This window comes from Candidatus Amarolinea dominans, assembly GCA_016719785.1.
Lineage (GTDB): Bacteria > Chloroflexota > Anaerolineae > SSC4 > Amarolineaceae > Amarolinea > Amarolinea dominans.
Map to the genome: position 1 here is coordinate 296198 of JADJYJ010000006.1, position 22185 is coordinate 318382.

Genomic DNA, 22185 nt, shown 5'->3' on the forward strand with positions numbered 1-22185 from the left:
GAGACGATGGGTGTTTTCGATGCCATCAAGCGCGCGGTTGGCTTGGGCAAGCAGGAGAAGCCGGTTTCTTGGCCGGCCAGTGTGCCGGAGCCAGAACCGGAACCGATCCAGGTAGCGGAGTTGACGCCGGCTGAGCTTGTGGCGCAGCAGGCCGCCGGCAAGCCGTTTGTGTTGGTGGACGTGCGCAGTTCTGGCGAGCAATTTATTGGCCACCTGGTTGGCGCGCGCCTGCTGCCCATGCCGACGTTGCCGCGGGCCATCAGTGAGTTGGACAAGACCGCGCCCACGGTAGTTTACTGCGCCCATGGCTACAGCAGCGTGGCCGCGGCCGGCTATCTCATGCAACAGGGTTTCGGCGAAGTCTACAGCCTCAAGGGCGGTATTACAACCTGGCAAGCTGAAGGCAATCCGGTGGAGGAGCCTTACAAGCAAGCGCGCAGCGGGAAATGAGAAGTGGGAAGTGAGGGGGAAGAAGAAAAATGACAGAGGCGCGGTATGGGCGGTGATTAAGTTCGAGCGGGTGTCGTATGCCTATCCGCAGCAGAGGGCGCCGGTGTTGCGCAACCTGTCGCTGGAGATTGCGGAGGGGGAGTTTGTCCTGGTGGTGGGGCCATCGGGCGCGGGCAAGTCAACGTTTCTGCGCTGTCTGAACGGCCTGGTGCCCCATTTCTACGGCGGACGCTTCAGCGGGCAGGTGCGCGTGGCGGGTCGCGATCCGGTCAACCTGGAGCCGCGCGGCATGGCCGACGCGGTTGGCTTTGTGTTCCAGGACCCGGAGGCGCAGTTCGTTGTGGACACCGTGGAAGATGAACTGGTCTTTGCGCTGGAGAATTTCGCCCTGCCGCAGGCCGTGATGCGCAAACGGGTCGAAGAGGTGCTCGATCAACTCGGCATCGCGCACCTGCGCAGCCGCCGCGTCTCCACCCTGTCGGGCGGTGAAAAGCAGCGCGTGGCCCTGGCCGCCGTGATGACGCTGCATCCGCAGGTGCTTGTGCTGGATGAACCAACCTCTCAGCTCGACCCGCAGGCGGCCGAAGAAGTGCTGATCGCCCTGCGCCAGTTGAACGAAGACCTGGGACTGACGGTCATCCTGTCTGAGCATCGCCTGGAACGCGTGGTGCAGTACGCGGACCGCATTCTCTACTTCCCCGGCGCCGGCGCACCAATCGTGGATGGCACGCCGGATGATGTCCTGAGCCAGGTGCCGCTGACGCCGCCGCTGGTCACGCTGGGCAAGGCGCTGGGCTGGCGCCCGCTGCCGCTCACGATCAAGGACGCGCGTCGCTTTGCCCGTCAGTTGGACCTGACACCCCTGCGCGGCCAGGCCGTAGCCCCCCAGCCAGGCGACAAGGTGGCGCCCAGCGTGCAGATCGAGAACGCCTGGTATGACTACGCGGGTCGCGAGGCGTTGCGTGGGGTGTCGCTGACCTTTCGCCCCGGCGAACTGGTGGCATTGATGGGGCGCAACGGGGCCGGCAAAACCACCCTGATGAAGCTGCTGGTGGGACTGCTGCGCGCCAAGCAGGGCCGCATCCGCCTCGCCGGCGCCCATGGCTATGCGGGCCGTGCCGCGCCTGGTCACAGCCAGGGCAACGGCCAACACGCCGCGGACCTGTTGGTGGACACGAGCAAGCTCTCCCTGGATGAGATCGTCAAGACCGTGGGCTATGTGCCGCAGGACCCCGGCCTGCTGCTTTTCCAGGACACTCTGGCGCAGGAATTGACCTTCACACGCAACGGACATGCCCTGCCGGCCGATCGGCCGGCCGACCAGGCGCTGCTCGCCAGCCTGGGCCTGGCGCATTTGAGCGATCATTACCCGCGCGACCTGAGCGGCGGCGAACGCCAGCGCGCGGCCCTGGCCGCGATCCTGGTGGCCGATCCACAAGTGCTGCTTCTGGACGAACCGACGCGGGGCTTGGACTATCAGCAGAAAGCGGAGTTAGTCAAGCTGCTCAGAAGTTATCGCCAGGCCGGCAAAACGATCATCATGGCGACGCACGATGTCGAGTTGGTGGCGGGGTGCGCCGATCGTGTCATTCTGTTGGCCGAGGGACAGGTGGTGCTCGATGCGCCCACGCGTATCGCGATGAGCGAATCGTTGGTCTTCGCCTCGCAAATCAACAAGCTCCTGCGCGATCCGGCGTTTCTGACGGTAGATGACGTGCTGCGTAACATGCAGCGAAACGGCGCCAATCCGTGGCAGTGAGCGCAGGCAGCGATGTTCTTGCCACGAATTACACGAATTGACACGAAACGAGGCTTGAAGTTTCTCTAGCTGTGTAGTAGAATCGTGCCATAGACAATGAAATCATCGTCACACCAGAGACACAGGAATCTCTCAACCTCCAATGAGCATTGCACGACTATCCAGAGACCGAAAGCGACAACTGGGGCAGTTCTTTACGCCACCGGCGACGGCTACAGCCATCGTACGCGATCTAACGATCTTGCCTGCGTACCGGGTTCTTGAGCCGTCGTTCGGCAATGGGTCATTCGTTTTTGCAATCGTGGATGCACTAACCAAAGTCATTCGATCCACCGAAATTCAAACCTGGCGCCGCGATCATCTCTACGGCTGTGAAGTTGACGATGTAGCATTCGCACGATTCTCAGAGAAGTGGGACAAGGCGGGGCTTGGCCCTCTTCCTCCCCACATGGAGAATTCCGATTTCTTCAGGTGGATGCCTCCCGGATCTGATCGAAGCGCGGCCACCAACCGGCAACGATACTTTGCCAGCCGCCTTGAAATGTTCGATCTAATCATCGGAAATCCTCCTTTTGGTGGCAGCATTGATCCCTCTATTCAAGATGAACTCGACGACATATTCGGGGTGCGAAACTCTCGCAAGATCAAGAAGGAGACATACGCATTTTTCATCGTCAAGTGTGTTGATCTGCTCAAGCCGGGCGGCAAGCTTGTTTTCATCTGTAGTGACACGATTTTGACAATTCCCACTATGACCGGCCTACGTTCATGGCTCCAGGAAACCTGCCTTGTGGACGTTTCGGTTGTGCCCGGTTCATTTGCAGATACGAATCAGGACATGCTTCTCCTTTCGCTGACCAAGCGGGCCAACGAACCCCGGCGTGTCTCGATATTTGGAGTGGACATGTCGTTGATTGAGATCGAATCTACCCCAAACGTCAGTTGGAGGGTCAACGGCGAGTATGCGAAATACTTCACCGGCGTCCTCGTTGGCGACAAAATGGTTGCCACCTCCGGCATGACGATCGGCAACAATGAGCTGTTCCTTCGCCCAATCCAGCAAGGCGCAGTTGATGAACCTTACGAGTTTCGGTTTGATTCACAGGCTATCACGGTAAAGAATGCAATCGCGCACGTCTGGGCAAAGTCTCCCAGGGCCAATTGCAGCATATCGCAGAACAGGAGGCGCGCGGTGCAGTAGAGAAGATCGTGTCTTGGCAGAAGCTAGATACAACGCGTCGAATCGCATTACCCCACAGTGACTATTGTTCCTATAACAAAGCAACGTCACGAATCCTCTACTCCGAACCCGAGTGGGTCATCTTCTGGCGTGACAATGGTGATTATGTTTATACGTTCAAGAAGACAGGAAATTGGTATCTTCATGGTGTTGGCGGAATGAAGTATTTTGGGCGAGAGGGTTTGACGTGGTCACTTATCGCACCGAGACTCTACGCACGGTACCTGCCATCAGGGTATATTCTCGATAGCGGCGCGCCGTGTGCCTTTCTGCGACCGGGAGTTCCTCACGATGAACTATTCTTCATTATCGGATGGGCGCTCACTGACCTTTGCACGCGCATTCTAAAGGATGTTCTGAATCACACGAGAAACATTCAGAGTAAGGACTTCGAGCGGCTTCCATACCCAACATGGGTTCCGCCGCACCTCAAGGCGGAAGCCATTCGTCATGTTCAGGTCATCATTTCGCTCGCTATGTCGGGGCGAGAGTTCACCTTCAAAAGCGAGGAGGTGCAATCTCTCAACGAGCTGTACGCCTGGAGGCAGGAGCCTGTCCAAGCGTGCTCACGCAGGACGTCACCGAAGCAAATGGCTTTGTTCTGATGTTGTACATAGGACTTCCTACTGTTGACCAAAATGACTCACTGGCTCAACGCCGCTATCCTGCTCCTTGCCAGCGCCATCGGCGCGGTGGCGTTCGTGGCGCCCTTTTTCAGCCTGGAGACAGCGCTGCCCGGCGACGGCGGCGCGCTATCGCACGCGGCCGATGCGCCTTTCTTCCTCATCCTGCTGATCGTCATCTGCCTGGGCGCGGTGCTGTTGAACCTGTCGGCTGGGCAGATGAACACGCGCACCGTCGCGGTGCTTGGCATTTTGACCGCGTTCAACGCGGTGTTGCGTGCGCTGCCCGGCCCTGGCGGCTTCAACGCCATCTTTTTCCTGCCCATCCTGGCCGGGCATGTCTACGGCGCGACCTTTGGCTTTCTGCTCGGTTCCCTGTCGCTCCTGGTATCGGCGCTGTTGGGCGGCGGCGTGGGGCCGTGGCTCCCCTTTCAGATGTTCGCCACCGGCTGGGTGGGAATGCTGGGCGCATTGGCGCCGAGTTGGCCCCGCCATCCCCGGCGTGAAGTGCTCCTGCTGGCCGTCTGGGGATTGTTCCTCGGCCTCCTGTTCGGCGCCATCATGAACCTCTGGTTCTGGCCTTTCGTCTTTCGCCCCGATCAAGCCGCCCTCTACTGGCAGCCTGGCCTGGGGTTGGCGGGCATCCTGCAGCGCTACCTGCCTTTTTACCTGGTCACCTCACTGGCCTGGGACCTGTGGCGGGCTGGCGGCAATGCCCTGCTCATCCTGTTTCTCGGCCTGCCGGTGCTGCGCCTCCTGCGCCGCTTTCAACTGCGCTTTCGCTTCGAGATCACTTCCGAAGAATAAGCCGATTTTTGATTTTCGATTTTCTTCTCACACCTCGCATCTCAAATTTGACCAATCGTACCCTTTTGGATAAAATGGCCCCGGATTAGCACTCTGATATTTTGAGTGCTAACCGGTGTGTAGAAAAAACGAATCAATTCTAACACATCAATCATGGGATACCATTGAGGAGGCATAAGCATATGAAGCTTCGACCACTAGGTGATCGGATCGTTGTTGAGCCGGCAGAGCAGGAAGAGCGCACGGCAAGCGGAATCATCTTGCCGGAGACCGCAAAAGAGAAGCCACAAGAGGGTAAGGTCATTGCGGCCGGCCCGGGCAAGCTGAACGAAGACGGCAGCCGCAGTCCGATGGACACCACCGTTGGCGACCGTGTTTTGTACGCCAAGTACGCGGGCACCGAAGTGAAGTTGGACGGCAAGAAGTTACTCATCCTGCGCGAGAGTGACATCCTGGCAGTACTCGAATCATAATTGTCACCTGTTGACAGCGCGCAAATCAAACAAGAACCTGGGAGATAGAGCAATATGGCAAAGCAGATCAGTTTTAGCGAAGAAGCACGACGCAATTTGAAGGTGGGCATTGACGCTCTGGCCAATGCCGTGAAGACCACCCTTGGCCCTAAGGGCCGCAACGTAGCCCTGGATAAGAAATGGGGCGCCCCTACCGTCACGCATGACGGCGTCACCGTGGCCAAGGAAATCGAACTGGCCGATCCGTATCAGAATATGGGCGCGCAGCTTCTGAAGGAAGCCGCCACCAAGACCAACGACATTGCCGGCGACGGCACCACCACCGCGACCGTGTTGGCGCAGGCGATTGTACACGAAGGTCTGCGCAACGTGGCTGCGGGCGCCAACCCCATGCTGCTCAAGCGCGGTATCGAGAAGGGCACCGCTGCGGTTGTCAAGGCCATCCGCAGCCAGGCGATTGAAATCACCACCAAGGAAGAGATCGCGAACGTGGCTGCCATTTCCGCGCAGGATCGCGAGATCGGCGACCTGATTGCCGCTGTCATGGACAAGGTGGGCAAGGACGGCGTCATCACCGTGGAAGAGAGCAAGGGTTTGCTCTTCGAGACCGAGTATGTCGAAGGCATGCAGTTCGACCGCGGCTACATCAGCGCCTATTTCATCACCAACGCCGAGCGCATGGAAGCGGTGCTGGAGAATCCTTACATCCTGATCACCGACAAGAAGATCTCCGCAGCCGCCGACATCGTGCCGCTGTTGGAAAAAGTGATGGTGTCGGGCCGTCGCGAAATCGTCATCGTTGCCGAAGACGTGGACGGCGAAGCGCTGGCGACCCTGGTCTTGAACAAGCTGCGTGGCATGTTCAACGTCGTGGCGATCAAGGCCCCGGGCTTTGGCGATCGCCGCAAGGCCATGTTGCAGGACATCGCCGTGTTGACCGGCGGCAGCGTCATCACCGAAGAACTGGGCCGCAAACTGGAAACCACCCAGATTACCGACCTCGGCCGTGCCGACAAGATGGTCTCCACCAAGGATAACACCACGTTGGTGGGCGGCGCCGGTGAGTCTGGGGAGATCAAGGGCCGTATCGAGCAGATTCGGGCCGAGATTGATAAGAGCACCAGCGACTACGACAAAGAGAAGCTGCAGGAGCGCCTGGCTCGTTTGGCCGGCGGTGTGGCGATCATCCGCGTCGGCGCGGGTACCGAAGTCGAACTCAAGGAAAAGAAACATCGCGTCGAGGATGCGTTGAGCGCGACCCGTGCAGCCGTCGAAGAAGGGATTGTTCCCGGCGGCGGCGTGGCCCTGTTGAACGCCGTCAGCGCCCTGGACGACGTGGCGACTGACTTCGAAGATGAAAAGACCGGCGTCAAACTTCTGCGCCGCGCCCTCGAAGAGCCGATGCGCCAACTCGCTGTGAATGCCGGTCAGGACGGCGCCGTGGTGGTCGAGAATGTCCGCCGCGCGCAGGATGCTGCGGGCAACCCACGCATTGGCTACAATGTGATGAGCGAAACCTACGTTGACATGGTCAAGGAAGGCATCATTGACCCGGCCAAGGTAACTCGCGGTGGTCTGGAGAATGCGGCCTCGATCGCGGCCATGATTCTGACGACCGAAGCCCTCATCACCGACATTCCTGAAAAGGAAAAGGCCCCGGCTGGGCCGCCTCAGGGCGGCGGCGGTATGGACTTCTAGGACCGACCCGCCTGCCGATAGCCTTATCCGCCATCGGCGCCAATGGCGTCAATGCATGAAACAAAAGCCCACCTCAGTACTGAGGTGGGCTTTTCATTCTGCCCTGACCTATGGTAAACTATCTGCCCTGACCTATGGTAAACTATCTGCCCTGGCCTATGATAAACTATCTGCCCTGGCCTATGATAAACTATTTATGCGCATGACCAGCCAGGCAGTCAGAGTCACTCGCCTTCCCTTGTCCTGTCAACCCCCCCGAATATCCATCCGGCGCCTTCCTCCGATGAGGCTCTGGCCGATTGGGAGCTTCACATCTATGCCAAACGAGAGCAACGATCAACGCACCTGGGACGCCTTTTTCTGGATCCAGACTGGCAATCTGGCGCTGATCTATGTCATCATGGGGGGCATTGGCCTCGCCTTTCGCGCCTACAACCAGATCGTGGTGGGTAGCATCATTGCGGTTGCCGCCATTCTGGTCTACTACCGCCTGTGGCGTGTCGGCCGTCAGCAGCCCTATCGTCCTCTGCGCATCGGCATGCTGATTCTCATCAGTTGCATCCTCTATACCGGCGGTATCTTCGTCATGGGCGGGGCGCGCAGCCCTGCTATTTTTCTTTATGTGATTCCCATCCTGACCGCCGGCCAATTCCTCCCGCCGCGTTGGTTTGTCGCCATCGCCGCCTTCTGCTTTGGGATCTTCAATCTGCTGGCTGTGATCGAATGGCAGCAGCAGATTGACACCACTCCCTGGTTGTTCTACGCACCGCCTGGCCCTTTCACCGTGGCCGATCTTGTGCAAGCCAGTATGCTGGTCCTGCTGCTGTGCGCGGTGACAATGTTGAGCTACTGGCGTTCCAACCATGCCATGCACAGTTCGTTTGCCGCGCTGCGCGATAGCGAAGAGCGCTTTCGCGATCTGTTCGAAAACGCCACCGATCTCATCCAAATTGTGAATGGCGACAGTCATTATCAATTCGTCAATCACGCCTGGCGCCGCACCCTGGGCTATACCGACGCCGAAGCGTTGCAGTTGACGCTGGCCGACGTGATTGCACCGGAATCATGGCCGGCATGCCAGGTTGCATATCAGCAGGTGTTGCAAGGCCAATCGGCGCTGGACCTGGAAGCCGCCTTTGTCACACACCAGGGTGGCCGCGTCATCGTGCAAGGCAATGTTACGCCCAACATCAAAGACGGCAAATTTTTGGCGACGCGGGGTATTTTTCGCGATGTCACCCAACAGAGAAAGGATGAAGCACGTCAGCGCCGCCTGTTGGAGTTGGCGGTGGTGCATGGCGACATGTCCAAGCAGTTCTTGACCAGCGGGCTGCAGGCCGTGGATGAGGTTTTGCTGCGCCTGGGAAAGACGCTCGATGTGTCGCGTGCCTATATCTTCCGCTATCGAACCACGGACCGCCTGTTGGACAATACGCATGAGTGGTGCGCAGAGGGGGTCGCGCCGGAGATTCAGCATCTGCAGGGTATTGCCGTCGAAGAAACCATTCCTTCCTGGCAGCACATTCTCGATGAACAGGGCCTGATCATTGCCTCAACCACGCAGCATCTGCCCGAAGAAGTACAGCGCCTTCTGCGCCCGCAGGGCGTGCAGGCGCTCTTGCTCGTCGTTTTTTCCGTCAACAACCAACTGGCAGGTTTCATCGGGCTGGACGAGGTACGCCACGCGCGGCAATGGCTGCCGGAGGAGGTGACCGCGGTGCGCAACACCGCCGAGGCCTATGCGCGCCTGTTGGAACGTGAGCAAGCCGAGCGCGAACTGCTGCGCGCACGCGATGCCGCGTTGGAATCGGCGCGCTTGAAGAGCCAGTTCGTGGCCAACATGAGCCACGAGATTCGCACCCCGATGAACGGCGTCATCGGCATGCTTGATCTGTTGCACGCCAGCGACCTGAACCCGACGCAGCTCGACTATGTCAACACCGCACACCACAGCGCCGAAGCGCTGCTGTTCATCATCAATGACATTCTCGACTTTTCCAAGATCGAGGCCGGCAAGATGGAACTGGAACATGACGATTTCGACCTGCAACATGTGGTGGAAGATGTGGCCGAACTGCTGGCACGACCGGCGCAGAGCAAGGGACTCGAACTGGCAACCCTCATCCATCGCGATGTGCAGACCCGTCTGCATGGCGACCCCATGCGCCTGCGCCAGGTGTTGACCAACCTGGTCAGTAATGCGATCAAGTTTACGGAGCATGGCGAGGTCATTGTCCAGGTGACACGTGAACAGGAGACCGACACGCAGATCATCGTGCGCTTTGTGGTCTCCGATACCGGCATCGGCATTGTCCCAGAACAACAGAAAACCATTTTCCAGAGTTTCGTGCAGGCCGATGGCTCCACCACGCGCAAGTACGGTGGCACTGGGCTGGGCCTGGCCATCAGCAAACAACTGGTGGAGTTGATGGGCGGCAAGATCGGCACGCAGAGCCAACTGGGCCGGGGCAGCATTTTCTGGTTTACGGCGGTGTTCGGCAAACAAGCGGCGTTGGCAACTGGCGAGGCAGCGACACCGGCCGATCTCCGCAACGTGCGCGTGCTCGTCGTGGATGACAATGCCACCAATCGCCTCATCCTGCATCAGCAGTTGTTGAGCTGGGAATGTGTACCGGTGGAAGTGACCGGGGGCGCCGAAGCGCTGACCGCGCTGCGCGACGCACAGCGGTCGGGCAATCCCTTCCGCGTGGTTCTGTGTGATTGGCAGATGCCCGACATGGATGGTGGCATGTTGAGTGTACAGGTCAAGCGCGACCCCGTGCTGGCCGCGACGCCGCTGGTCCTGCTGACGTCGGTCGGTGAATTTGGCCTGGAGCGTATGGCCGACACCATCGGTTTTACCGCCAGTCTCACCAAACCGATACGCCAGCTTGCGCTCTACGATACCCTGGTCACCGTGCTTGGCGCCACACATGAGCCACGCACACCTCGTCAGGCTGGCATGACGGAGACACCCGGACCGGCGCCGGCACTGATCGCAGGGGGGCATGTCCTCTTGGCCGAAGACAACCCGGTCAACCAGAAGCTCGCCACGCACATCCTCACCCGTCTGGGGTACCAGGTTGATGTGGTGGACCATGGCGGGTTGGCGGTGCAGGCCTACATGGAAAAACCCTATGACCTGATCCTGATGGATGTGCAGATGCCAGAGGTGGATGGGTTTACCGCGACGGAACAGATACGCGAGTTCGAGGCCCGTCGCGGCGGGCATGTGCCCATCATCGCGCTGACCGCCGGCGCGCTGGCCGGCGATCGCGAGCGCTGCCTGGCGGCGGGCATGGACGCCTACGTCAGTAAACCGTTCAAGACGGAGGAATTGCGCCAGATGGTCACCCAGTACGCTGCCGCGCCGCCTCTCGATCCCCTGGTTCTGGCCGAGCTGCGCTCCATCGGCGGCAGTATGCCCGGGCAGCCGGACATCCTGGATGAGATCATGCATCAGTTCACGGGCGACCTGCCGCAATATACCGCCAAGATGCGCCAGGCGCTGCAAAGCCAGGACGCCAACGCGTTGCAGCGCACCGCGCACAGCCTCAAAGGCAGCGGCGGCAGCTTCGGCGCACAACGGGTGGCTTACCTCTGTGCCCACCTCGAAGACATGGGACGCAGCCAGGACCTGAGCAACGCACAGCCCTGGCTCGACCGCCTCGAAGTTGAGATCGAACGCATCCGCCGCGCCGACTGAGCATGACATCCCCTCGCAGGGCTGCAGCAAGATGACGACCTCAGAGGCACGCGACACCGTGCCAAGTCAACGCTGCGATGTGTACGTACCCCTGCGAGGGTTGGGCAGCCGAATAATCGTCCAACCTTGCGCAGTTGTCGTTGTAACACGGTCTTCAGACCGTCCCCCTCGCAGGGCTGCAGCAAGATGACGACCTCAGAGGCACGCGACACCGTGCCAAGTCAACGCTGCGATGTGTACGTACCCCTGCGAGGGTTGGGCAGCCGAATAATCGTCCAACCCGGGCGTTGTGTTGTACGGGGGCAGCAGGCCGGCGGACACGCCAGTCACCGTGTACGTACCCCTGCGAGGGTTGGGCAGCCGAATAATCGTCCAACCTTGCGCAGGCCCGCCAGGGCCTTCCACCTCGTAGCCCGATCCGTTTACGGTCGGGCGCTGTCGGCTTGCCCGGTGATTTGTGTGGCAGCCAGCCTGCGCAAGAGGAGGGGAGCGTCCAACCTTGCGCAGGCCCGCCAGGTAAGGAGCGTGCGCCGCGGCAGGCGCTTCCCACCCCACCTCCGGTCCAATTTCCCTGCAGCCAGTAGGTGCATGCTTTATTGACAGCGCATGCGCCGCATCCGGCGTCTAAAGAAGCTGTCCAGGAAAAAGTACACTCGCCGGTAGCATATGTCCCATTGGGTGTAACGGGTACTGACGGCGCAGAGATGTCTCTGCTGATATTCGCCCAGTTTGACCAGTTTCCGTTTTGTCCGGATACGTTTTTCCCTGCGACGCGCACGCCATAGCTGCCGGTTGAAAAACCCGAGTTGAAATTGGATGTAAAAGAGATCGCTGTCTGATTGCTTGTCCAGTCCCATCCGCTTCCCTGTCGTTGCAGATCATAGGATGCTGCTGCGGGAGATACTGCAGACCATGTCCATGTACCATTACCGCTTGTACAGGCAGGACTCGCATTTACCACCGGTGTACCCGGTGTGGGCGACGGGATGGCAGTTGGAAAAACACAAGAATCATTTGTTGCCCATGCTGATTGCGTATCAAAACTATCGCGGGAGCGGACTCTGCCGTAGACCGTGATGCCCGGGCCAAAAGCGCTGGCCGGCGTTGATTTGGTAATACCCGATGTCCAACCGTCGGGCCAGGTATCGTTTGAATAGATGACAGATGATGAGCCAAAATTGGGATCTGTGGAAAGCCGCGCCCAGTACGGATAGTTGTGCAACCCGCCGCAGCCTGTATCGGTCGCAGGGCTCCAAGAGGCCGAGACTGAACCGTTGGTGTTACAGATTAAGTTCAGCCCGCCGGGCGTTGTGGGAGCTGTGACGTCGCGGCCGATGTTGAGCCAGGAGGACCAGATCGGCTCTGCCATTTTCCAGGAAACACGAATACCGTAGTTGCCGGTCGCGTAGCCTGAAAAAGATGGGGTGAACGAGTTGCCGGAGACAGAGCTTGTCCAGTTCCAGGCAGTGGCGCCGGCCGAGTTTTGGCGAGAGACATCATAGTTTCCGGCTTGTCCTGTCCAGCTCCAGGTGCTGTTGGTGTTCGTGCAAAGAGGAGATGCAGATAAAGTAACCGGCGTTGGCGCCGGCCACAAGGAACCGCAGCAGGTGTCTTTACAGTTGAACGTATTATCCTCACACCACTGATCTTCGCAGTTGGCATCGCCAATGCCCCCGTCCCCGGGCGTCCATCTATAATGTCCAGCCAGATAGGTTAAGTTACACTGGCTGTTACCATTAGTTCCGCCACGCCATATATTATCCGGATCAAATGGGTTACCTTTCCGACAGTCTCCTGTACATGCATTACCGGAACAACTACAGTTAGTACTATTATATGTGCTCGCACTTCGACAACACGAGCCGTTGTTTTGACACATAAACTCACCCGGTTGACAGCCTGGCGGTTGTACATCGCACGCACCGCAGGTACACGTATTGTTATTGCTGCAATAGTTACAGCTTGGTGCCCCGTTAAACTGTCCATTACTCCAACATCCGCTGGCATTTCCATTCCAGTTGCTACATGGCCCTCCCCAGTTCGAACCTTCGCATCCTTGCGGAATGGGTGTTATGGTAGGACTTCCCGGAGGGGCAGATGAAGAGCTTCCGCTTCCGGCGCAGTCACTGCTCACGCCGGATCCCCAGACTGTCTGATTGGGTGTACAAATGCCGTCGTACTCACCGTTAAAGCAGGTCACAGCCTGACCATAGGCGTTACAGCAGGTTTTATAAATAGAAGTTCCAATAGCACACCCATCAGAAGTACATTTTCCCGGCCGCAGGCCAGTCTGGCCCAGACAACTGTCTGTAACAGGGCAGCGCACAGGCTCCCAGTGGTAGGAGCAGTCTGTGACGAATCGAGGATCTACCTCATCAACAAGGCATTCCGCATTATGAAAATAGGTCCAGATCCGCTCTCCCTGACACACAGACTCTCCGCTCCCCGGCACACAACAAACATTGGGAGGAGGAGGTCGGGTACAGCCGTCTTCCCGGCAGAGCGCGCCGGGCGCGCAGTCCGGGTCTCCCTCATAGGTACAGTCGCAGTTTTCCGCACAGCTTCGCGCCTGAACGGAAAAATCCGCCGAATGCCGAAAATACACGTTGGCAACACTCAAGACAAGGAAAGCAGCAATGGCGCAGACAAATGCGTTTCTCATAAGGTTGTAAAATCAGCCGGCTGGATCAGCATAACCGGCTTGCTCTTGGCATCTGTCCGGCGAAGATAAATAACTATGTTGAAGCCTGATCCGACCAAGCGCGCTTCCTGCGCCTCCGCAATCTTTTCCCCTTGCCTGGCCACATCATAGCGGGTGAAACTTTGGCCGGTGATACGGTACACGGCCTCCAGTTTCAGCTTCTTGTTTTCCAAAATGATCAGAGGCTCCCGGCTGGCAGACGATACTGCCCACCCGGGCCGCAGACCCCCGCCAAACACCGCGAACAGGCCTGCTCCGACCGGCAAAGCATAGCCCACCCCGGCGTATTGGCCTTCGAGGGTGACGACTTTGCCTGTCTTGCAGTACTGTTTGGAAACCGGACAGAAAAAACGGGTAGCAGGAGTAGGAGTGGATGCAGTCTGCTTGCCGGGCCGGCGGGTCGTCAGCAGCACGACAGTGAAAACAAGAACAACGACAGACAGAGCAAGAAAAAGTAAAAGTAGTTTGCGCCTCATATACATCAGTATAGAGGAAAGTCCGCGCAAAAATCAACTCATTTTGTTGCCGGCAAATACAAATGCGCCGTTGGCCTGAAGCACATGGTGAAATGAAAAATCGCCGGCTTTACTCAAGTCAAGGGAACCAATATACAATTCTACCTGTACATTTTTCCCATACATTGAAACCGGTAGCAGGTCTCCTCTGACTCCTTTGAGTATTGCTTCTCCGGGCGCCACTTGCTTGCCCGCGTTATCTACAAATACCGCGTCGGCGTTATAGAAGGTCAAACCGGGACCCCAATTAATATCTTGGTAAGGAGCAAGTTGGTTCGGTACAAAAAACTTGACCTTACTGATCTGAACGCTTTTTGACAGCCCTGCACCCGGCTTGTAGCTCTTAATTTTCATGGGAATGTGGTATGGATTTACTATGACGTTATCTTTTGGCAGGCCATTGATGTCTATCATTATTGGCCCAGCCGGACTTGGAACTTCCCACATCCTCGTCTCAGGTCCGGGTTCAAATGGCAGGGCGATTTTCCAGTTGCCTTTCTTTATCTCCTCCGGGGTGTTAGCTTGCTCTGTCAGCCTCGCAAGCACCTTTGGCTCCGTGATCACCACGGCCGGCGCCGGCGCAAACTCGCGAATCGTTTTTTTCTGCTGGCCGTCCCACCTCGGCGCGCCCAACACCTGCACCGACGACACTCGCCCCACCACCTCGCCCACAGTAACGCCGTAGGGATTGCCCTTTTCCGCCACATACTGCATCCCGCCCTTGCCATCAGGCTTGAGGCTCAGCCCCGCAATGGCCGGCCCCGTCACCATCTCGGCCGTTGGGGTGGGTGTTGATGTTTCGGTGGGGTCTACAATCGGCGTGTTGGTGTCGGTTGGGGTGGCGGTGTCAATGGCCGGCCGGGTGGGGGTGGCGGTTGGGGTGGCGGTGTCAGGGGCGGGAAGCGGCGTATTCGATGCGCCCCTCGTGGCGGTGATCTCAGCCACGCGGCCGGCGATGGGCGTCGGCCCGCGGCAGGCGCTCAGCAGGAGCAGCGCGCAGACAGCAAGCCAGGCTACGCATAGGAATTGACGCTGCGTTTTCATCGTCAGCCTCCAGACAGGGAAATACTTCTTCAAGGAATTCTCACACAAAGCCACTAAGACACAAAGGAATCGGTTGGCGTCTTGGTGTCTTGGTGTCTTGGTGTGAGCTATGTTGCGCCCTCGGCGGTGATTTCCGCCTTGCATTCTCCACTTTACCGTAGTTTCGGGCCTTTGGCAAGGGCTGCCGGCCTGCCTCAGCAAATCCAGACGAATTCACCGCGGAGTATCAAGCCCACCGAATGAATTCGGTGTCTGATACGTCAAACCCGCTCAAGCGGGTTACGCTGGTGGGAACTGGTCTTGTGGGGTTGTGGTGGTTGGGGTTATGAATTCGCTCTGCCATGAATTTTACGCCTTGAACTGACACACCCAACACCAACCTGCTTCAGCAGGTTTCGGTGTATCAGACCGTGAATTCATTCACGGGGCGGTCCTCAACGCAGAGACGCCAGGGCGCAAAGACGCAAAGGATATTCGGGAGAGCGCTGCTCATTCACGGGTGATTCAGCTTGTGAATTCGTTCTGCCACGAATTTTACGCCTTGAACTGACACACCCAACACCAACCTGCTTCAGCAGGTTTCGGTGTATCAGACCGTGAATTCATTCACGGGGCGGTCCTCAACGCAAAAGCATTTTTACGTGAGCAAATCGGCCGGCAGATGTGCGCAGCGGTTGAGGTAGCGAATAGAGATGCGGCCCGCGGCTGGCACATCCAGGCGCGAGATCGCGGTGTTGACCAAGAAATAGGCCACGCCATCCAACGCCTGCTGGCCGTAGACTTTGAGCAGGCGGTCGCTGAACGCGCCGTGCGTCATCATGCAGATGCGCTCGTCCGTGCCAGCCCATGCGGCCAGGCGCTCCATCACCCGGCCGGCGCGCAGCAGGCTCTCCGGCCGGGTTTCGCGGCCGCCCCACCACCAGCCATCTTCGCCGATGGCGTCCGGCAAGATCGCCTGCGGAAATTCGGCCTGCAGATCGGTGCGCGTGCGGCCCGGCAGTCCCACCTCACCAATCGGTCCGCCATAGTCCAGATAAATCCCGCCGACCTCGAAAATGTCAGCCCACACCTCTGGAATCAACCCCAGCGCGTCGGCCAGCACCTGGGCGGTTTGCAGCGTACGCGTCATCGGGCTGACCAACAGGCGCGTGAAGCTGTAGCCCTGCTGATTGAATTGATTGAATTCATTGCTGCCGTTGGTCGCCAGGTGCGCCGCCTCGGTCGCGGGTAGGCGCTGCGCGGCCAGGTAATCGGCCAGACGCCGCGTCTGCTGCCAGCCCACGTCGGTCAGGCGTGGGTCTTCCACACGCAGGGTCTGGTCAGGCAGGGCGTTGTTGGTGGACTGGGCATGGCGAATCAGATAAAGCTCCACGACTCGAAGAACCTCCGCACAAAGGAGATGAATGAGTTAGTGTAGCACGTGCTCGGCGTAGATCAGACGCCGCGTGCCGGTTTCGCCGCGCAGGATCAACGAATGGGTCTCGGCCCGTTTGCCGTGATAGCGCACGCCAGACAGGAGCGGCCCATCGGTGATGCCGGTGGCGGCAAAGAAGATATTGTCGCTGGCGATGATCTCGCGCGCGCTGAGGATCTGTCGCGTGCTCAGCCCGGCAATCTTGATCTCCTCACGCTCGACATCGCTTTGCGGCGCCAGGCGTCCCAACATGCCGCCGCCCAGGGCGCGCACCGCACAGGCCGCCATGATGCCCTCGGACACGCCGCCCACGCCCATCAGCATGTCGGCGCGGCCGTTGGGCGCCACCACCAGCAGCGCGCCAGCCACGTCGCCGGCCGCGCGCAGCATGACGCGGGCGCCGGCGCGGCGGATTTCATCCACCAGCTCGGCATGGCGCGGCCGGTCGAGCACGAAGACCACCAGGTCGTGAATGTCCTTTTTCTTGAGGCGCGCCACCAGCGCCAACGTCCAGGCGGCCGGCGCGTCCATGCACTCCGGCACCAGCGCGGGGGCCACCTCGGCGTCCACGATGATCTTCTCCATGTAGATGGCCTGCTGCGGCGCCCACATGCTGCCGACCGGCGCCACCGCGCAGGCGGCGATGGCGCCGGATCGTCCCGAAGCCAGCAAACTGCGGCCTTCGATGGGGTCCACCACGACATCCAACATCGGCCCTTTACCGGTGCCGATGCGGGCGCCGGTGTCGAAGGGTGAATGCATTCCCAGTTTGAGTTCTTCGCCGGTGACGATATAGCCGTCCATGTCTAGCGAGTTGAGGATCTGGTACATCGCGTCACCGGCGATGTGATCGGCCTCGTCGGGATGATCCAAGCCCACATAGCGCCCGGCCGCCAGGGCCGCAGCTTCCGTCGCGCGGACCAAATCCAGACCCAGGTTGCGTGAGGTGACGACTTTGACCATCGAAGGTGCGTTTGGCATATCTCAAAACCTCTCTTGGCGGCTCCCCGAACGAGTTCGGAACTCCCGGCCGCGAAAACAGTTACCCATCCACCGCTTCCAGCAGGCCGGCATCTTCCCAGGCTTGCATGCCGCCCTTGAGCACGCCGCAGTTGTTATAGCCCTGGTTGTGCAGCGCGTAGGTGGCGCGTGCGCTGCGCCGCCCGGCGCGGCAGGCCAGAATGATCAAACGGTCGTGCGGCAGGGTCAGCGGTCGGGTCAGCAGCTCATTCAATGGGATATTCTGTGCCTGGGCAATGTGTCCCCGCATGAACTCACGCGGCTCACGCACATCCACGACAATGGGCGCGCTTTGTTCGCGCAGGCGATTCCAGAGCGCGCGCGGTTCGATCTCGGTCAGCATACCGGCCGGAATGTCGGTATGCAGGACGATCGGCACGCTGTACTCTGGCCGCGGCAGGTTCTGGCACTCGCGGAAGACGCGTACATCGCTCTCGTAGATGCAGATGGCGGGGTCGAGCACATGGTAGAAGAGGTGTTCGACCGCGTCGTCTTCACCCAGAAAGTGATCGGCGCCCACATCCCGGTAGAAGGCGGTGGATTTCATCAGCTTCAATACCGGCTCGCGTACCCGCGTGAAGTAGACGTCGCCGCCCCGTTCGCGATAGAGACGCAGAATGCTCTCCAGCGCGTGGATGCCGCTGATGTCGCAGTGATCCACGCTCTGCATGCGCAGCAGGAGGTAACGCTGCGTGGGATGCTGCGCCTGCAAGGCCCGCACCATCTCCTCCACATGGCTGGCCGCGCCAAAGTAGAGATCGCCCAGGATGTCCACCACGCCCAACTGCGGGCAGACCGGCTTGCTGGGCTGGAAGATCCAATGGCGAAAGTGCTCATCCGGCACCACCGAACGCACCTGTGGCATACTCGTTTTGAGCAGATAGTAGCCCAGCGACATCAGGATGCCAGAGAGGACCGCAAATTGTAAGGGCAGCAGCAGGGTTGCCAGCAGCGTCACCACCATGATGAGCGTATCGCCACGCGCCCCGCGCCAGATGCGCTGCATCTCCTTGCGGTCAATCATGCCATAGGCGCCCACGATGAGCACGCCGGCCAGGGCTGCGCGCGGGACGAAGGCCACCAGGGGGCCGAGCAGCAGCGTGGCGATCAGGACGAACAGGCTGGCGAAAACATTGGACAGAGGGGAACGCGCCTTGGCCTCAAGATTGAGCGCGGAGCGATTGAAGGAGCCGGAGGCGGGGTAGCCGGAAAAGAGGCCGGATGCGATGTTGGCCAGACCCTGTCCCACGAACTCCTGGTTGCTGTTGAGACGCTCGCCGCTCTGGCTGGCGATGGAGCGGGCGATGGACGTGGCTTCGACCAGTCCGATGGCCGCCATGGCCAGGGCGCCGGTGGAGAGATGCCCGATCAGGGTCAGGTCGAGCAGCGGTAGGCGGGCCAGGGGCGGAAACCCGCCCGGCATTTGACCGGTGATCTTGACGCCGGCGCTCGCCAGGTCGGCCAGGCCCACCACCGCGCCGGCCAGCCCCAGGGCAATCAACGGGCCAGGCAGGCGCCGATTCAGCCGCTTGAGCAGCCAGATGAGGCCGACCGCGCCCAGGCCCAGTGCCATGCTCAGCGGATGCGCCTGCAGCGCGGTCTGCGCCAGTTTGATCAGGTTGTCCAAAAGGCCCGACGCGCTGAAATCGAGGCGCAGCAGGTGGCGCACCTCTCCCACGGCCACCAGCACGCCCGCGCCGGCCGTGAAGCCGACGATGACGGAATCGGAAACGAAGTTGACCAGGATGCCCAGGCGGGCAATGCCCATGGCGATGCGCAGGATGCCAGACATGACGGCCAACATACCGGCCGCGGCCATGAAGGGCGGAGTGCCCGGCGCGGCCAGGGGCGCCAGGATCGAGAGCGCCAGCACCGAGGCAGCGTTGGTTGGCCCGCTGTTGAGATGACTGGAAGAGCCCCACAGCGCGCCCACGATGCCAGCCATCACCGCGGTGTAGATGCCCATCTGCGGCGGCAACCCGGCCAGCAGCGAAAAAACAATGGCCTGCGGCAAGAGCACCACCGCCACGGTCAGCCCGGCCAGCATGTCCGGCTGCAAGTTGGTACGGCGGTAAGTGCGCAGCAGATAAACCGGGCGCAGAAACAGAAGCGGCACGGCCCGTACCGCCGGAGACAAGAAAAAGGAAACAGGAAGTGAAAAACCCTTACTCACGGCTTACTCAATAGTCAGCTCTCTCCCACTCGCGCCAGGCGCTGAACGCCAAAGCTGAGGATGGGGAAGCTGACCGCGAAGGTCAGCACGAGCGCGCCGGCCGGACCGATCAGCCAGGCAACCGGCGCCCATGCGGGTAGCCACATGGCAGCCAGCGCGGGTAGGGCCAGAAATGCCAATCCTATCAACGTGTAGGTGGTCTGGATGATGAACGCGATGAGGCCGCCCCAGCCAGAGCTCATGCGCCGCGGATCATCCCAGTCGAGTCGCGCCCAGGGTACGCTCAGCCCCACGCAGACGGCCATGACGCCCGCGCCCAGGATCAACGTGCCCAGGGTGGTGTAAGTAAAGGCCAACAGGCTGAACCGGCGCCAGATGGCCGCGCCGAGCATCAATAGAAGATGCAGGCCGACAAAGGGAATGTAGGCGCTCAGGAATTTGCCGCGCAGCAGTTCCCAACTGCCCAGGGGCGCCGCCTTGAGCAGCCACCACGACTTGCCCTCCATGCTGATGCTGGTCAGCGCGACGCGGGTGAAGACAAGCGACGCGATGAAGAGGACGCTGCCCGCCAGCCCGATCTCGATTAGCGTCAGCGGGCCGCCGCCCTCGAAACGACCGAGAAACTGGCTGATGTTGGCTTGCCCGCGCGGGCCGCCGTTGGTGACGATGTTGATATAGATGATGGGCACCAGCAGGAGCGGTGAGAGCATCTGCGCAAAGTTGCGCAGGTCACGCGGGATGACGCGCCAATCTTTGAGCGCAATCGTGAGCAGGCTGGGCGCATTGACCAGCGCACCGCCGCGCCGCGCGCGCGCCTGGTCGCGCGCACTGCGCCGCGCTGTGCCCGTGCTCTGCATACGCGTCCAGCCACTGGTGTACAGGCTGTCGGCCAGCACGACACAGAGGGCAAAAAAGCCGAAGGTGATGAGGAGAAAGACCGCCAGGTCGAGCAGGCTGGCGCCGACGCGGCCATAGCCGGCCGCGGCCAAACCCCGACCAGCCACCAGCGTGGGCAAGGGCACATTGGAAAAACGCTCGACGGCAGCCAGGAGCGCCTGCGGATCGGATTCGAACTGCTCGAAGCGCTCCGCCCATAAGCGCGAGGTTTGGCCGAGCAGGCTGCAGCTCAGGCCGAAGATGGCCGCCACAAAGCCGAGCACCTCGCGCACGCGGTGGGCCGGGGCAAAGCGCGCCACCAACATGACGGCCAATGCGCCGATGCCGGCGGTGAGCAGGGGGGCGCCCAGCAGCGTGAGTAGGGCAAACAAAAAATACCAGACCTGGTAGCCCAGGCGCCAGCCGTAGGCGAACAGGCCCGGTACTGCCGTGATCGCCAGGATGGCGTAGTACCAGGCGATGCCATCGAGCAGTTTGGAGAGGAAGACCGCACGGCGATTGACCGGCGCCACCATCAGCAGTTCCAGGTCATTGCTGAAGAAGAGACTGCCCAGGGCGATGCTGAACGCGCTGAAGAGCAAGATGAGCGCGGCCGCGGTCAGGATCAAGCCAGGGACGAGCGGCTCCAGCCCGGCGCCCAGGAAACGCCGCACCACCGCCGCGCTGCCCCAGCCGATGGCGCCGGAGAGGCCGCCCCCGATGACCGTGAGCCAGAGCACGCCCACCAGGGTGAGGATTTTGCGCCAGCGGGTGCGTTTACGCCAGTTATTCCAGTTCAACTGCCAGCGCAGTTGCAATAAGAGTAGGGTATCAGCGATCATTTGTTTCTACACCAAAACTCGTCTGTGTGGCTCCAGCCCCGGGTGGCCCTGGGTGGCTATGAAAGCAGTTCGGTCAGCTCCGCGTAGTCCGCGCCGCCGGTCAGGCTGAGGAAGATGTCCTCCAGCGAGCCGCTGACGCCTCCGGCGCGCAGCTCCTGCATCGTGCCCACCGCGATGATCTCGCCCTTGTTGATGATGGCCACGCGGTCGCACATGCGCTCGGCAATCTCCAGGATGTGGGTGGAGAAGAAGACGGCGTTGCCGCGGTCGGCAATCTGGCGCAGCAGAGCCTTGATCAGCCGGGCCGACTTGGGATCCAAGCCCACGGTTGGCTCATCCAGGAAGAGCGCCTGCGGGTTGTGGATCAACGCGCCGGCCAGGACCATCTTCTGCTGCATGCCGTGGCTGTAGCCTTCCAGCAGGTCGCCCGCGGCCTCTTCCAGGTCGAACAGCTTGAGCAGTTCGGCCGCGCGCGCTTCCAGGAGTGCGGCCGGCACACGATAGAGACGGCCCATGAAACGCAGGAACTCCCAGGCGTTGAGCTTGCCATACAGGTTGGGCGTATCGGGCACGTAGCCGATGCACGACTTGGCCTGGATGGGTTGGGCCTGGATGTTGTAGCCGCAGATGCGCGCGGTGCCGGCCGTTGGCGTCAGGAGGCCGGTCAGCATTTTGATCGTGGTGGTCTTGCCTGCGCCGTTCGGCCCCAGGAAGCCCATGATCTCGCCCCCGCGCACCTGTAAATTGACGCCTTTGACCGCCTCCAGCGGCCCGTAGGTCTTGCGCAGGCCAAGCGCCTCGATGGCCCATGTGTCACTCGCAGTTGTTGTCAATGTCATATCAA

Annotated in this window: 14 protein-coding genes; 7 read left to right on the plus strand and 7 right to left on the minus strand. The window is 60.3% G+C overall.

The features are described 5' to 3' along the window. Positions 1-6: 6 nt before the first annotated feature. The 7 genes from IPM84_09720 to IPM84_09750 all read left to right on the plus strand — a co-directional run bounded on the left by IPM84_09720 (position 7) and on the right by IPM84_09750 (position 10756). Positions 7-450 (plus strand): rhodanese-like domain-containing protein, encoded by a 444-nt coding sequence (locus IPM84_09720; protein MBK9093043.1) that lies wholly within the window; start codon positions 7-9, stop codon positions 448-450. A gap of 52 nt (positions 451-502) precedes the next feature. Then, positions 503-2209, plus strand: a complete 1707-nt coding sequence (locus IPM84_09725) for an energy-coupling factor ABC transporter ATP-binding protein (GenBank protein ID MBK9093044.1) — start codon at positions 503-505, stop codon at positions 2207-2209. 142 nt (positions 2210-2351) lie between these two features. Continuing rightward, positions 2352-3410: an N-6 DNA methylase gene (locus IPM84_09730; protein MBK9093045.1), complete on the plus strand. Its 1059-nt coding sequence runs from the start codon at positions 2352-2354 to the stop codon at positions 3408-3410. Between the two features lie 677 nt (positions 3411-4087). Beyond that, positions 4088-4879 (plus strand): ECF transporter S component, encoded by a 792-nt coding sequence (locus IPM84_09735; protein MBK9093046.1) that lies wholly within the window; start codon positions 4088-4090, stop codon positions 4877-4879. Between the two features lie 182 nt (positions 4880-5061). Continuing rightward, positions 5062-5352 carry a co-chaperone GroES gene (gene groES / locus IPM84_09740; GenBank protein MBK9093047.1) on the plus strand — a complete coding sequence of 97 codons (291 nt, stop codon included), beginning with the start codon at positions 5062-5064 and terminating at the stop codon, positions 5350-5352. A 54-nt stretch (positions 5353-5406) separates the two neighbouring features. Further along, a complete protein-coding gene (groL, locus tag IPM84_09745) occupies positions 5407-7050 on the plus strand; it encodes a chaperonin GroEL (protein MBK9093048.1) in 1644 nt (547 codons plus the stop codon). 316 nt (positions 7051-7366) lie between these two features. Next, a complete protein-coding gene (locus tag IPM84_09750; GenBank protein MBK9093049.1) occupies positions 7367-10756 on the plus strand; it encodes a response regulator in 3390 nt (1129 codons plus the stop codon). A gap of 2658 nt (positions 10757-13414) precedes the next feature. On the opposite strand, the gene IPM84_09755 is transcribed toward IPM84_09750, so the two are convergent. The 7 genes from IPM84_09755 to IPM84_09785 all read right to left on the minus strand — a co-directional run bounded on the left by IPM84_09755 (position 13415) and on the right by IPM84_09785 (position 22180). After that, the gene (locus IPM84_09755) at positions 13415-13963 is read right to left on the minus strand and encodes a hypothetical protein (protein ID MBK9093050.1); all 549 of its coding nucleotides are present in this window, start codon (positions 13961-13963) and stop codon (positions 13415-13417) included. A gap of 3 nt (positions 13964-13966) precedes the next feature. Then, entirely contained in the window at positions 13967-15049 is a 1083-nt protein-coding gene (locus IPM84_09760; protein MBK9093051.1) for a hypothetical protein, read from the minus strand. 604 nt (positions 15050-15653) lie between these two features. Beyond that, positions 15654-16388 carry a histidine phosphatase family protein gene (locus IPM84_09765; GenBank protein ID MBK9093052.1) on the minus strand — a complete coding sequence of 245 codons (735 nt, stop codon included), beginning with the start codon at positions 16386-16388 and terminating at the stop codon, positions 15654-15656. A gap of 36 nt (positions 16389-16424) precedes the next feature. Continuing rightward, positions 16425-17393: a fructose-bisphosphatase class II family protein gene (locus tag IPM84_09770; GenBank protein MBK9093053.1), complete on the minus strand. Its 969-nt coding sequence runs from the start codon at positions 17391-17393 to the stop codon at positions 16425-16427. A gap of 79 nt (positions 17394-17472) precedes the next feature. Then, the gene (locus IPM84_09775; GenBank protein ID MBK9093054.1) at positions 17473-19587 is read right to left on the minus strand and encodes an STAS domain-containing protein; all 2115 of its coding nucleotides are present in this window, start codon (positions 19585-19587) and stop codon (positions 17473-17475) included. A gap of 50 nt (positions 19588-19637) precedes the next feature. After that, positions 19638-21341: a hypothetical protein gene (locus IPM84_09780; GenBank protein MBK9093055.1), complete on the minus strand. Its 1704-nt coding sequence runs from the start codon at positions 21339-21341 to the stop codon at positions 19638-19640. 56 nt (positions 21342-21397) lie between these two features. Further along, on the minus strand, positions 21398-22180 hold the full coding sequence (locus tag IPM84_09785; GenBank protein ID MBK9093056.1) for an ABC transporter ATP-binding protein: 783 nt from the start codon (positions 22178-22180) through the stop codon (positions 21398-21400). Positions 22181-22185: the final 5 nt, after the last annotated feature.